Genomic DNA, 12387 nt, shown 5'->3' with positions numbered 1-12387 from the left:
CTCCCATGGCACGCTCGACTTGTCTTTCGGCAAGTTTTGAGCGGAATGAGGTGCGCCAACAATGGACGCATCGGGCGTTTTGTTGCACAAATCGAACATGACGAAACGCAAAGTCCTTTTGGCAGATCCGATTCCGACCTATGAGCTCTATGGCGAGGACGACCCGTCCGGCTCGCGCTTTTGGGTGCACTGCGAAACGATTCCTGCGCGCAGCGCGCTGCATCACTGGGAAATCGGCCTTCACAGACACGAGCGGTATTTCCAGATCCTTCTCGTGACGGGTGGATCCGGCGATGCCGTTTTCGAGGGAGAGGTTGTCCGTTTCGAACCTCTTTCAGTCGTCACCGTGCCGCCAGCCGTGGGTCACGGGTTTCGCTTCTCGCCCGATATCGACGGTTATGTCTTCACTTTCCTCTCCAGCCGATTGCCGGTTCGTCCGGGTGAGCCGAATGCCATGGGCCGCTTTCTGGCGGAGCCGCGGATTACACGTCTGATGCCTCAGGAGCCCGATGGCGATCTTGTGGTCGCCCATCTTCTGAGGGTGGCAGCCGAATGGCAGGGACGCCTGACAGGGCGCACCGTCCTGATGGAGACAGGGCTAGCCGCAGCGCTTGCCCTGACGGCGCGTCTCGCCGCGCAGGACCGGATGGAACTCGAGGGCGTTGACGACAATGACCGGCGGCTCGAGACCTTCTCCTCGCTCCTGCAGCGCGAGGTGCGCAATCATCGCCCCGCATCGTTTTACGCTGACGCTCTCGGCATCACGTCCACCCATCTCAATCGTGTCCTGAAGGCGAAAACCGGCCTGGGAACGCAGGAGCTCATTGCGCGGCGCCTGATCGAGGAGACGCAGCGGGAGCTTCTCTTCACGCCGGGGAGCATCAAGGAGGTGGCATTTCGGCTCGGTTTCTCGGACCCGGCCTATTTCTCGCGTTTCTTTACGCGTCAGACCGGCATGACACCGGCCGCATGGCGTGCGCAGGAGCAGACGCGGCTGGGTTCCCGGGAAGAGAGCCTCTGAAAGATCAGTCTGCGCTGAAGAGGTCGATCAGCACCTGGCGCATGGCGTTCATCGGCCATTCGCGCGTCTGCTCCATGGGGAGCATTCCCGAAGTGAAACCTTCGCGCTCGAACCGGGCAATCAGCTCCCGATCGGAGGAGACGACGTGGATCGGCACCGCGCGCGATGCGTCGGGGCCCGTGATGATGGCAGCCGGCTGATGGTCGCCAAGGATGACGAACACGGTCTCCTCACCGAAGCGGGCCATGTAACTGCCGAGTGTCTCCAGCGAGTAGTCGATCGTCTGGATATACTGGCGCCGTACACGCTCCGGATCGGACCAGACGACCGAGGGCGGATCACCGCTTTCTGCCTGGGTGTTGAAGATCGTGCCATTCCCGACGTCATCCCAGTCGACAAGAGTGGCAACCGGTGTCCAGGGGGCGTGGCTGGAGATGAGCGCAATTTCCGCCATGACCTTTTCTCCGGCTGCGCGGGCAGGCGCGCGACCCAGCCGTTCGAAAGCGGACAGCGTGTATTGATCCGGCATCGTCACCCAGTTGAAGGGCTTGCCTTTGTATTCCAGATCGGCGGCCGCCAGGACCTGGCGATAGCCGTAATAGGCCGCCTCCGGCCAGGCCATGGTGATGGCAGGCATCGCGGCGATCGGCTTCCAGCCGGCGTCACTGAAGAGCCTGTTGAGGCTTGGCTGACGGCTGATCATCAGGCGGTCATAACGCGCCTGGCTGTCGGTCCATAGACCGGATAAAAGCGTGCCATGCGCCAGCCAGCTCAGGCCGCCGACCGTTGGAGACGTCGCCCAGGCGCTGGCAGAGGCAAGGCCGGCCGCTCTGATCTCAGCCTCCACCTTCTCAAGGCGGGGCCTTGTGATGTCCGCATAGCGGGGGTCTTCGATCGCAGAGCGGCCGTAGGACTCGACGAAGATCAGGATGAAGTCCTTATCCTCGAGAGCGGTGAAGAGCCCCGCACCCGTCCTTGGTCCCTCCCCGGCAGCCAGTGCCGTTTCGAAAACATGCATGTCCTGAACGGATCGCACGACCAGGGCCAGTCGATTGCTGAGGTAGGATGGCAGCCGCGCCTCGACACGCGGCACGCCGAGATAGGCGGCAGTCCCGCCGGCAAGCGTGATGCCAACAAGGGTCAAGACAAGCCAGGATCGGCCCGGGCGCGGGATGTTCGACAACCATCGGGCGGCCATGAGAAACAGCGCGAGCAGAAGACCAAGGCTGAGAATTCCTGCAGCGATCGCGGCAAAAGCAGCCAGTGGCCCGACCGTGCCCGACATGAGGTTCCAGCCGTCCACCAGCATCTTGATGTCGAGATATGGATTGAAGGGACGCTGAAAGGCAGCCTGGGTGCCGATATCGGCAAACTTCAGAAAGAGGATGATGAGGAGCAGCAGGCCGCAAGTCAGTGCTGTTATCTTCCGCCAGATGGAGGGGACCACTAGCAAGAGAAGCATCAGAAGCGGCAGTTCGAGCGGCAGCCGCGCGAAGGCATCGAGACCGATCGCATCGGGATGGCCGGGAAGCGTGAAGGCGAGCCATGCGATGGCCGCGACCAGAAGGATGCCTGCCAGGGGACGGATGATTATGCCAAGCCGCATCATACAGCTGCTCCCGACCGCCGAACTTCATATGCGTTGCATGCGACGAATTTTGCCTCCATGAAGGTCTTCTGCCTCGGTTCTTGCGTATTACTCCCCGACAGATCTCTCACGACAGACGGAATCCTCACAGCTTGTCCTTTCTGCGTCTCCTCGCTCCACTTGCCCTCATCGCTGTTCTCGCATTCCTGCTGTCGCGGATCGACCTCGAGACGCTGCAATCGGCTTTCTCGGAGATTTCCCTTGCGCACGTAGCGGCCGGGCTCGCCCTTGTGCAACTTCAGATCGTCGTTTCGGCTCTCCGCTGGCGCTTCACGGCTGCGCGCCTCAGCGAGGGCATGCCGGTATCGCTGGCGATCCGAGAGTATTATGTTGCGAGCTTTCTGAACCAGAGCTTGCCCGGCGGCATGGCGGGAGATGCCGTTCGCGCGGTGCGCATGCGCAATGCCGGCCCGGGCGGATGGAAGGCGCCGGCAAAGGCTGTGGTTTTCGAGCGCCTGTCGGGACAGCTGGCCTTCTTCCTTCTCGCGATCATCGGGCTTTTCGTCTGGCCACGTTTGATCGGCGGAGAGCAGGAAGGGCGCCAGGCCTTCCGTCTGGTGCTCGGCTTCTTTGCCGTTGCCGCCGTCGCCATCGCAGCGATCATCGCGGCGGGCGGGCGTCTGGCGTGGATCCGCAAGTTTCAGGCTGACATCACGGAGGTCTTCATCCGTGGGCGGGCGCTCCCATTCCAGCTCGGCACCAGCCTTTTGATCGTCTCGACCTATGTTGCGACTTTCTTCATCGCCAGCGATGCGGTGGGCGCGCCGCTGCCCTGGGAGGCAACCCTGACGGTGGTTCCGCTCTGTCTGATCGCCATGCTGATCCCAGCGGGTTTCGGAGGCTGGGGAACGCGAGAGGCGGCGGCCATGGCGCTCTGGCCGATCATCGGTGCTTCTGCGGCCGAAGGACTGGCTGCCAGCATCATCTATGGCGGGCTTTCGCTGGCAGGCGCCCTGCCTGGGCTGGCCCTGCTTGCCATCGAAGCCATCCGTGGTAGGCCTCGCCGCGCCTGAGGCGCCCATTACCGGGCCTCGATCCGGGCATAGACATCGCCCGAAGATGCATCCGGAGACATCTGCGACAGTTCGACGAGAAGCTCGTCAGCGGTCTTCCAGCGATCCCACACGAAACGGTGCTGCTCGCCCACGACCCGGTTGAAGCGATAGCCGCCGAGGCCCATCAACCGGTCGATCGCATTGGACGCCACCGAGGGCATGGCGGGAATGTATTCGAAGGCGATGAGGGGGATCGGCTTGCTCAAGCCATGGAGGATTTCGGCCTCCGCGCCCTCGACATCGATCTTGCAGAAGGACGGCATGCCGTGTTTCGCGATCAGATGGTCAAGCGTCACCATGGGAACGGTGACCTTTTGGTCCCACACGACCTGCGAAAAGCCTTTGCTCTGCTTGACCGTCTCCACGAAGTTGCTGGAAATGCTGGTCACCGTCGGATGCAGGCTTGAGATCAGAAGATCGATTTCACCGGCCTTACGACCGACGGCGACACGCTCGAAACCGGTCAGCGCGCCTGAGAAACGGCTCTCGATGAAATCGGCGAATGCCGGCTGCGGTTCGACTGCGACCACGCGTGCGCCGAGATCGAGCAAGGTGCGACTGCGGCTGCCGACATGGGCGCCGATATCGAACACCAGTTCGCCAGGTTTGATGATCGAGCCGTAGAAGTTGCGCAACGCGCGGCGTCGCCATGGCTGACCGTAGTAAACGACCAGGGATCGGGCGAGACCGAAGGAGGTGGAAAGCCGATGGACACGGCCCGTCATGGCGTGCCCGGCTTTCGGAGAAGATAGATGATGTCCACTGTGAAGGAGTAGATCAAGGCCAGCAGCGCAACGACCGCAATAGCCGTCGAATAGGGTGTCTCGACGAAGGGTATGAGGATCAGGCACAGCGCCGAAATCTGGATCACGCAGACCAATTTGCGCCGGAAGGACGGGAAAAGCTCCCCTGTCAGCCTCGGGATCATCCAGCCGGCTGCCACGAAGGCGTAGCGCATCAAGCCTATCCAAATCACCCAGAGCCCCGCCTTTTCCAGCAAGGCCGCCGCTACCGAGAGCACGAGGATCAGAAGCGCATCGACCTCCATGTCGAAGCGCGCACCGAATGCGGATTCATGGCCGTAGACGCGGGCGAGATAGCCGTCGACCCCGTCGAGCGCGAGTGCGATCAACACCACGCCCACGAGCGTCCAAAGCGCAAGGTCGGTGGCGGCGAGGCTATCGAAACAGAGGACGGTCGCACCCGTCAGGCTGACAAGGCAGGCCCGGAAGGCGGTGACCAGGTTGGCCGGCCCGAACCGCCGATGCGGGTGGTCCGGAAGGGCATACAAGACCAGCGTGAACATCAGGACCAGTGAAAGGATCACCGAGGCTACGAAGTCCCAACCGAGCGGAAGCCGGAAGGAGACCAGCAGTGCGACGATCGACGTGCCCAAGAGCAACCCCGACAGGCCCGCGATCGTGTCCGACAGCAGCGCCGGCCGCGCGCGCAACTGTGTGATCCAGCCAGCCTGGGCGAGACCCCAAGACCGACCGAAACGATCGCCGCCAAGCCGTTCCGGCTCGCTTGCCATAGTCAAATCCTCCCTGCCCGCTTGGAGCTTACTCTGCGGCGACCAGCGTTTCCAGATCCAGCATGTGGCCGGCACGCAGTGTCTTCGTGCGCAGGTAGTTCTGGTTTTCCGCGGTCACGCGACCGGTGACCGGCGAACGCGCCTCGACCTCGATACCGCCCAGTTCCAGGCCGGCAATCTTGGTCGGATTGTTGGTGTAGACCGCGACCTTCGAGATCCCGAGCTGACGCAGCATGGCGACCGCGGCTTCATAGCGCCGATGTTCCTCGGCAAGGCCAAGTTCCGCATCGGCATCGATCGTGTCCAGCCCGAGGTGCTGATAGCCATAGGCGCGCATTTTTGCGCCGATCCCGGTGCCGCGTCCTTCCTGATCGAGATAGAGCAGAACGCCGCCGCCTGCCTGCTTGAGCAGAGCAAGACCGTTGCGCAACTGGTCGCCGCAGTCGCATTTCAGCGAGCCGCAGAGGTCACCGGTGATGCAGGACGAATGGATACGGATCGGGACGGTCTTCGACATGTCAGGCTTGCCGACCACGATCGCGACCTGATCCTTCTGGGCGAGGCCGCCCCGGAAGACCACGAAGTCGGCATCGCCGAGATCCTTGAGCGGCACGCGGGTGCGCACCACCTTCTCAAACCGCTGGCGGGCGACATCGGCGCCCTTCAGGCGGCTTGCGGCGATCTCGCAGCAGCCGGCGAAGCGGTCAGCGATCTCTGTCACATCAGCAAGCACCATGGCGGGGAGCAGCAGCGCAAGACGTGCCAGCTCCGTCGACTGGATGGCGAGGTCATCAGCGGGCTGCCAGATGGCCGGCTTCTCTGCGCCGAGAGCGTAAGCCAGACGTGACGCATCATCGAAGGCCAGCCCGGCGAGCGGTGTGATGACATCGCTATCTGCGGCGATGCCGAGACGAGCGGCGCGCGGTGCGGTCAGGAGCAGGCTGTGGCGATCTTCGGTAACAGCGGCGAATTGATCGTAAAGAGAGGGCGCCACGCAATCGAGCGCCACGACCGCGAGCTTTCGTGATCCCTCCGCAAGCAGGACGGGTCGGCCGTAGCGCAGTTCTGCGACGGCGCGTTCAACTTCGATTGCGGCGGTGGGGAACTGGAAAGTGGGCTGGCTGGAATTCGACATGAGGCATACTCTCCCTATCAGTGGCATCCATTACGCCCAACTTCCGGCGACGGATTGCGCGGCCGCCATAAATTTATTTTGATGGCGTGCTTGGAACAAAATGCCTGCTAAAGCCATACGTTCCATTCGGACATGTATTTAGGGCGCGGGGAATTCAGTTTGAAGCTCGACCAAGACGAACAGACCGTTTCCGGCGGCGCGCACGCCCTTGCGCTGTGGTTCGAGGCCAAAGAAACCTGCGGCCTGCGCGAAGAAGGCCTTCCTGCCCCATCGAATGACGAGGTCCTCGTCCGCACGCTTTTCAGCGGCATCAGCCGTGGAACCGAGTCCCTCATCTTCCGCGGCGCTGTGCCCGAGAGCGAGTTCGACCGCATGCGCGGGCCGCATATGCAGGGCGCTTTCCCCTTTCCGGTGAAATACGGATATGCTGCCGTCGGACATGTGGAGGCGGGTCCTCACCATCTCCTGGGCAAGAGCGTATTTGCTCTTCATCCGCATCAGGACCGGTTCGTCCTTCCGGTTGATCAGGTCACCGTCCTGCCGGAAACGCTGCCACCACAACGCGCGGTGCTTACGGCTAACATGGAAACCGCGCTTAACATCGTTTGGGACGCAGCCATTCAGCCGGGTGACCGGGTTGCCGTCTTCGGCGCCGGCGTCGTCGGATCACTGGTCGCCTATCTTTCCTCACGCATCGTGGGCACGGAGACCGTGCTCGTCGATCTCGATCCGGAACGGCAGGGCCTCGCCACGGATCTCGGCCTGAGTTTCTCTGCGGCCGACCGGCTCGACGGCGAATTCGACGTTCTCATCAATGCGACGGCATCGGCTGCGGCCCTAGAGAATGCCATTGCCCATGCCGGCGTGGAGGCAAAGATTGTCGAGGCCAGTTGGTATGGCGATCGGCCTGTCACCATCCCGCTGGGCGGCGCATTCCATTCTCGCCGGCTTTCATTGGTCAGTTCGCAAGTCGGCGCAGTCCCCGCCTCGCGCAGGGCACGCTGGAGCTATGCGCGCCGCCTCGCCAAGGCCCTCGACCTGTTGCTCGACGACAGGCTCGACTGCCTGATTTCCGGGGAGACACGTTTTTCTGAACTGCCCGCCGCTTACGGACGTATCCTGTCCACGCAAGACACTTTGTGCCACCGCATCCGCTACTGACGAAAGAGAGCTCATGTTCGCTGTTGAAGTTCGAGACCACATCATGATCGCCCACAGCCTGCCGCGTCCGGTCTTCGGGCCTGCCCAGGGCATGCACGGAGCGACCTTCGTCGTGGATGCGGCATTCTTCACCAAGGATGTGGACGAAGATGGGCTGGCCGTCGATATCGGTGCAGCCACCACGGTTCTCGCCGAGGTGCTGAAGCCCCTCAACTACCAGAATCTCGACGAAGTCGAGGCCTTCAAGGGTAAGGTCAGCACAACGGAAGTGATCGCCAAGCACATCTTCGACCAGTTGGCGAAAGCCGTAAGCGACAAGCGTCTGGGCGCCGGGAGCCACCGCATCTGCCGGCTGAAGGTGACCCTGCATGAGTCCCATGCCGCCCGCGGCTGGTATGAGGCCGATCTTTGAGCCGTTCTCTCGTCTTCGCCTATCCCGGCGATCTCTCGCTGAAAACCGGCGGCTATGGCTATGACCGCAAGGTCATCGAGGGGCTGAAGCAGATCGGGTGGGAGGTCGAGTTGCTCGGGCTCGGTGACGGTTTTCCCGCGCCTTCTGACACCACCCTTGACCGTGCGGGCGAGTCTCTTTCGGCCTTGCCGGAGGGCTCGCTCGTCGTCATGGACGGGCTGGCTTTCGGCGTGCTTGAGGGCTTTGCGCTGAAGGAGGCCGAGAGGCTGCGGATGGTCGCCCTCGTCCACCATCCGCTTGCGCTCGAAACGGGACTGACCGAGGAGGAGCAGCGCCGGTTCCGCGAAAGCGAGCGCAAGGCGCTCTCTGCCGCACGGCATGTGATCGTGACGTCTCCCATGACGGCGCGGGAGCTCGTCGCCAATTACGACGTCGGTGCCTCCCACATCACGGTGGCGCTGCCGGGCACGGAGAAAGCGTCCACCGTCCCCCCTCAGAATTCTGTGCCCAACATCCTGTCCGTCGGAACGCTGTCGCGACGCAAGGGACACGATGTGCTGCTTTCCGCGCTCAAACAGGTGGAGGATCTGCACTGGAAGGCGACCATTGTCGGCAGCAAGACACTTGATCCGGCCACGAGCAATGCGCTTGCGGATCAGGTTGACAGGCTCGAACTCGGACAACGGGTCGAGCTTGCGGGTGAAGTCGAGGAGCCGCGCACCTATTTTGCCAAGGCCGACATTTTCGCTCTGGCCAGCCGTTACGAAGGCTACGGCATGGTCTTTGCCGAGGCGCTTTCCCATGGGTTGCCGATCGTTGCCTGTCATGCCGGAGCCGTGCCGGAAGTGGTGCCGGAGGAGGCGGGCTTCCTCGTGCCTGTCGATGATGTCGACGCTTTCAGCGCGGCCCTGCGCCGCCTGCTGAGCGATCCGGAAGAGCGGTCCGCAAAGGCTGAGGGTGCGCGCCGAGCGGGTGCGATCCTGCCCGACTGGGCCGAGACGGCTAAGATCATCTCCAACGCATTGGACAAGATATCATGAGCGGCTTTGACAAGGACTGGCTGGCACTGCGCGAACCGGTCGACAGGAGAGCGCGCGCAGACGCCTTGGTGGAGCGGCTATCGCGGCACCTCGACGAGGCCGAAGCGCCCGCGATCATCGACATCGGCTGCGGCACAGGCTCGACATGGCGGAGCCTTTCGGGTCGCGTTCCCCGCTCTGCGACCTGGCAGTTGCTCGATTACGATCCGGTGCTTCTCGCGGAGGCCGAACGGCGTATCGGCGGAGCCAGCGACGTGACGTTTCGCCAGTTCGACCTCAACCAGTTCGAGGACCTGCCGCTCGGGCAGGTCACGGTCGTGACGGCCTCGGCGCTGTTCGATCTGTGCTCGGCGGACTTCTGCAATCGTTTCGCGGAGGCGCTGGTCCGAAGCAAAACGGGGCTCTACGCAGCTCTCAATTATGATGGTGTGATCGAGTGGTCGGTGCGACATCCGCTGGACGGGCAGGTGGTGATCGATTTCAACCAGCACCAGCGTTCAGACAAGGGGTTTGGTCCGGCACTTGGGCCCGACGCCACGGATCACTTACGGCTCGCATTCGAGAACCTGCGCTATCGCGTTTCGGTCGCGACCAGCCCATGGGTCATGGGACCGGAGGAGGCAGATCTTCAGATCGCTTTCCTGAAGGGTTTGGAGCAGCCGCTGGTCGAGATCGGAAGCCTGACCGCACCAGAGATCAGGTCCTGGATGGACTTCAGGCTGGAAGCAGTCGGCCAGACCGGCAGCTCATGCGTGGTCGGCCACACGGATATCCTCGCCCTGCCCCGCCGCTGAACCGGCGGCGCTGCTGAGGTCACAGTCGAAGAGCACGTCGCTACCCAGCGTGTAAACCTTGGCCGCCGGGCGATGGGCGCTCGAGAGTTTTTCGATGGGCGGCAACGCGATGCCGGCCGGGCCGGAGCCGATGATCAGCGGTGCGATGGCCACATGCAGCCGATCGACCAGACCTGCCTCGATAAACCGGGCAATCGTCCGGGCACCGCCTTCAACAAGGATCCGCCGCAACCCACGCGCGGCAAGCGCGTCGAGGATTTCCTGCGGGTCCAGACCACCCTCGCCTTTCCGGACGCGGATGACATCGGCGCCGTGGGATTTGACAGGAGCGTCATCGGCCTGGATCAGGATCACGGGCGCGCCGCCATCGCGGAAGAGACGCTCGTCACCCGTCAGTTCCGCGCCGCAATCGATGACGACGCGGACGGGGTTCGGGCCTTTGACGGCCCGCACGGACAGCCGGGGGTCGTCGCATTTGACTGTGCCGACACCGACAATCACGGCCTCGACAAGCGCACGACAGCGATGAAGGTGGGCGATCCCTTCGGGTCCGGAGATGTCCCGCGCATCGCCGGAGGGGGTGGCGACGCGTCCGTCGAGCGACTGGCCGACCTGCGCCAGGACGAAACCATCCTTCGCGGCGGCGATCGGGGCGTAAAGAGCCATGACGGGGTCTGTTTCGTCTGAAACGCCTGAACCAGCACCCCGCATAGCGAGAAGGCGTGCCCAGAGCTGATCCGTCATGTCGATCTTACGCATCGGGTCTCCGTCCTGAATTTTACAAAATGCGGTAAAGGGTCCGGTCGCGGCGGATTACGTGGTGAAAAATCACCGCCGCAAAATGCAACGCGAAAAGTGCCAAAAGGATCCATGCGCTCCATTCATGGATGGCCGACAGGGTGAAGGCGATATCCGGCGACTTGCCGATCGGGCTCCAGACGGTGAACAGACCGAACCAGTTCAGCGGAAAACCATGGGCGTTCGTCGCGAGAAAACCCGATACGGGCATGATGATGAGGAAGACATAGAGGAGACCATGGACGGTATGGGCTGCCGCCTTTTCGAGAGCGGGAGCTTCGACCAGGGGAGCGCTGCTCGTCAGCCGCGCGCCGATGCGCAGCAGCATGAGCCAGAGAACAAGGAAGCCGAGGCTCTCATGCACCAGGTAGAAATCCAGTTTAACGTCTTCCTTGACGAAACCGATCATCAAGCCGAGGGGCCAGGTAGCCATAACGAGGCCGGCGATCAGCCAATGGAGTATGCGCAAAGGAGCCGCATAGCGGCCAGCTTCTCCTGCCATCTCCACATTGCTCACGCTCATCTGCCCACTCCCATCTCGTCCCCGTGACCGGGCCAGCGCCCGGCCTCCCCGCCGGGTTGGTCGCTGAAGACGGCCCAGCATGGTTCCGTTTGACGAAAATGTAAACGAAAGATGACGGTCAGCAGATCAGGTCACACTGTGGTGATCACAGCGTGGGTGGGGCCTTCTGGAAGAAAACGTAGGACCCTTTGGCAACCTTGAAGATATCGCAGTTGCGCCGAACCTTGCGTTCACCTTCCAGGCGGAAGACGCCGAGCGAGCCGGAGAAACCATCCGGCGACATGATGCGCTCCGGCGCGAAAGCCACTTCGCCGAAACGGCCGGCCAAACCGATTGCCATGGCCATAGCGTCAAAGCCGTATCCGGCCTGAGCCGATGCCGGCATGCCGTAGCTTGCCATGTAGCGGCTACCGATCCGGCTCTGGACGTTCTGGTCGTAGCGGCAGACGATGCTGCCGGTGAGCTTCGGATCGTTGAGATCCTGGGCCGTCAGCACCGTGCTGGCGACAACGCGACGTCCCGGACGCGGCGGCTTGGCGGCATCGGCTTTTTTCAGCACGTCAGCGGGCGATTTGACGCCTGGCATCAGGACGACCATGTCGGCCTTGCTCCAGGAGGCCAGCGCCTTGGACGGCACCGTGCCGCCGGCGAGCTCGACAATCGGCTCCACCTTGCCACCGAAAGCCTTGACCTGGCGGGCGATGCGATCGGCCTCCAGCTTTTCGGCCGGCGAGGACGCGAGGATCACGGCGTGGCTTGCGCCTTCGGCCATGGCGAAGGAGGCGCTTTCAATGAGGCTGTCGGTCGGGCTCGACACGAAAGCGTATACATCCGGGGGCAGCGCAACGTCGTTCGTCTGGAAGGCGATCATCGGCACCTGAAGACCACCGAGACCTCGCTGAATGACTTCGAATTCGGCGCCACGGGCTGTGGTGATGATCAGGGAGACCTGCTGGCGCGCCAAGGTCTTGGCAGCGGCCTCGATTGCCTCGGGCTTCTCCAATGTCTCCAGCATGGTCAGCGTCACGACGTCGGAGCCCAGCGTGTTGACGGCCAGGGCCGCCCCGTCACGATACTCGCTGTCGGCCTGACGGCTTTGCTGATCGGCTCGGCGCACGCCGAGATAGGCAACCTTCACAGGACCGGAGCCCAGGGTCTGATTGTACAAGCCTGTCTGACTGCCGGCTGCCGTCGCCGCGCTTCCAGCACCCTCGCTCCCAGCGGGCTTGAAGTCGTCTGTCTGACAGGAGGCCAGGGTGAAGAGAC

13 protein-coding genes are annotated in these 12387 nt (G+C 62.8%); 6 read left to right on the top strand and 7 right to left on the bottom strand.

Going from position 1 to position 12387, the window contains the following annotated elements:
- Positions 1–97 precede the first annotated feature (97 nt).
- Entirely contained in the window at positions 98–1021 is a 924-nt protein-coding gene (locus FAA86_RS16995) for a helix-turn-helix domain-containing protein (RefSeq protein WP_377344311.1), read from the top strand.
- Positions 1022–1025: 4 nt separating this feature from the next.
- Here FAA86_RS16995 and FAA86_RS16990 read toward each other — a convergent pair whose 3' ends face one another.
- Complete coding sequence (locus FAA86_RS16990) at positions 1026–2627, bottom strand: alkaline phosphatase family protein (RefSeq protein WP_136542367.1); 1602 nt, start codon at positions 2625–2627, stop codon at positions 1026–1028.
- Positions 2628–2761: 134 nt separating this feature from the next.
- Here FAA86_RS16990 and FAA86_RS16985 point away from each other — a divergent pair, with 134 nt between their 5' ends.
- The gene (locus tag FAA86_RS16985) at positions 2762–3682 is read left to right on the top strand and encodes a lysylphosphatidylglycerol synthase transmembrane domain-containing protein (protein WP_136542366.1); all 921 of its coding nucleotides are present in this window, start codon (positions 2762–2764) and stop codon (positions 3680–3682) included.
- Positions 3683–3690: 8 nt separating this feature from the next.
- Here the strand turns inward: FAA86_RS16985 and FAA86_RS16980 are convergent, their stop codons facing one another.
- The 3 genes from FAA86_RS16980 to ribA are packed head-to-tail and all read right to left on the bottom strand — an operon-like array spanning position 3691 to position 6393.
- Positions 3691–4449, bottom strand: coding sequence for an FkbM family methyltransferase (locus FAA86_RS16980; RefSeq protein WP_136542365.1), 759 nt, complete (start codon positions 4447–4449; stop codon positions 3691–3693).
- Positions 4446–5258 (bottom strand): CDP-alcohol phosphatidyltransferase family protein, encoded by an 813-nt coding sequence (locus FAA86_RS16975; RefSeq protein ID WP_136542364.1) that lies wholly within the window; start codon positions 5256–5258, stop codon positions 4446–4448. Before FAA86_RS16975 ends, FAA86_RS16980 begins: the two co-directional genes overlap by 4 nt.
- Positions 5259–5286: 28 nt before the next feature.
- Positions 5287–6393, bottom strand: a complete 1107-nt coding sequence (gene ribA / locus FAA86_RS16970) for a GTP cyclohydrolase II RibA (protein ID WP_136542363.1) — start codon at positions 6391–6393, stop codon at positions 5287–5289.
- Positions 6394–6552: 159 nt separating this feature from the next.
- Between ribA and FAA86_RS16965 the strand changes: the two genes are divergently transcribed.
- The 4 genes from FAA86_RS16965 to FAA86_RS16950 are packed head-to-tail and all read left to right on the top strand — an operon-like array spanning position 6553 to position 9800.
- Positions 6553–7554, top strand: a complete 1002-nt coding sequence (locus FAA86_RS16965; RefSeq protein ID WP_136542362.1) for a zinc-dependent alcohol dehydrogenase — start codon at positions 6553–6555, stop codon at positions 7552–7554.
- Between the two features lie 13 nt (positions 7555–7567).
- Complete coding sequence (locus tag FAA86_RS16960; RefSeq protein WP_136542361.1) at positions 7568–7966, top strand: 6-pyruvoyl trahydropterin synthase family protein; 399 nt, start codon at positions 7568–7570, stop codon at positions 7964–7966.
- Complete coding sequence (locus FAA86_RS16955; protein ID WP_136542360.1) at positions 7963–9006, top strand: glycosyltransferase family 4 protein; 1044 nt, start codon at positions 7963–7965, stop codon at positions 9004–9006. The genes FAA86_RS16960 and FAA86_RS16955 overlap by 4 nt, the downstream gene beginning before the upstream one ends.
- Positions 9003–9800 carry a class I SAM-dependent methyltransferase gene (locus tag FAA86_RS16950; protein ID WP_136542359.1) on the top strand — a complete coding sequence of 266 codons (798 nt, stop codon included), beginning with the start codon at positions 9003–9005 and terminating at the stop codon, positions 9798–9800. Before FAA86_RS16955 ends, FAA86_RS16950 begins: the two co-directional genes overlap by 4 nt.
- Here the strand turns inward: FAA86_RS16950 and FAA86_RS16945 are convergent.
- The 3 genes from FAA86_RS16945 to FAA86_RS16935 all read right to left on the bottom strand — a co-directional run.
- Positions 9753–10559, bottom strand: coding sequence for a RibD family protein (locus tag FAA86_RS16945; protein ID WP_136542358.1), 807 nt, complete (start codon positions 10557–10559; stop codon positions 9753–9755). The two genes, FAA86_RS16950 and FAA86_RS16945, sit on opposite strands and share 48 nt — an antisense overlap.
- Before the next feature lie 19 nt (positions 10560–10578).
- The gene (locus FAA86_RS16940) at positions 10579–11121 is read right to left on the bottom strand and encodes a cytochrome b (protein ID WP_136542357.1); all 543 of its coding nucleotides are present in this window, start codon (positions 11119–11121) and stop codon (positions 10579–10581) included.
- A 145-nt stretch (positions 11122–11266) separates the two neighbouring features.
- Positions 11267–12387 (bottom strand): type 1 periplasmic-binding domain-containing protein (locus FAA86_RS16935; RefSeq protein WP_136542356.1); only part of this gene is annotated, 1121 nt, incomplete at its 5' end.

This window comes from Rhizobium rosettiformans W3, assembly GCF_004912135.1.
Taxonomy (GTDB): Bacteria; Pseudomonadota; Alphaproteobacteria; order Rhizobiales; family Rhizobiaceae; genus Allorhizobium; species Allorhizobium rosettiformans.
The sequence above is the reverse complement of the archived record's forward strand: the minus strand, read 5'-3'. Positions and strand labels throughout refer to the sequence as shown.

Bases quoted from the DNA above. Each gene is read 5' to 3' on its own strand.
- FAA86_RS16995 (WP_377344311.1), top strand. From the start codon at position 98: ATGACGAAACGCAAAGTCCTTTTGGCAGATCCGATTCCGACCTATGAG.
- FAA86_RS16990 (WP_136542367.1), bottom strand. From the start codon at position 2,627: ATGCGGCTTGGCATAATCATCCGTCCCCTGGCAGGCATCCTTCTGGTC.
- FAA86_RS16980 (WP_136542365.1), bottom strand. From the start codon at position 4,449: ATGACGGGCCGTGTCCATCGGCTTTCCACCTCCTTCGGTCTCGCCCGA.
- FAA86_RS16975 (WP_136542364.1), bottom strand. From the start codon at position 5,258: ATGGCAAGCGAGCCGGAACGGCTTGGCGGCGATCGTTTCGGTCGGTCT.
- ribA (WP_136542363.1), bottom strand. From the start codon at position 6,393: ATGTCGAATTCCAGCCAGCCCACTTTCCAGTTCCCCACCGCCGCAATC.
- FAA86_RS16960 (WP_136542361.1), top strand. From the start codon at position 7,568: ATGTTCGCTGTTGAAGTTCGAGACCACATCATGATCGCCCACAGCCTG.
- FAA86_RS16950 (WP_136542359.1), top strand. From the start codon at position 9,003: ATGAGCGGCTTTGACAAGGACTGGCTGGCACTGCGCGAACCGGTCGAC.
- FAA86_RS16945 (WP_136542358.1), bottom strand. From the start codon at position 10,559: ATGCGTAAGATCGACATGACGGATCAGCTCTGGGCACGCCTTCTCGCT.
- FAA86_RS16940 (WP_136542357.1), bottom strand. From the start codon at position 11,121: ATGAGCGTGAGCAATGTGGAGATGGCAGGAGAAGCTGGCCGCTATGCG.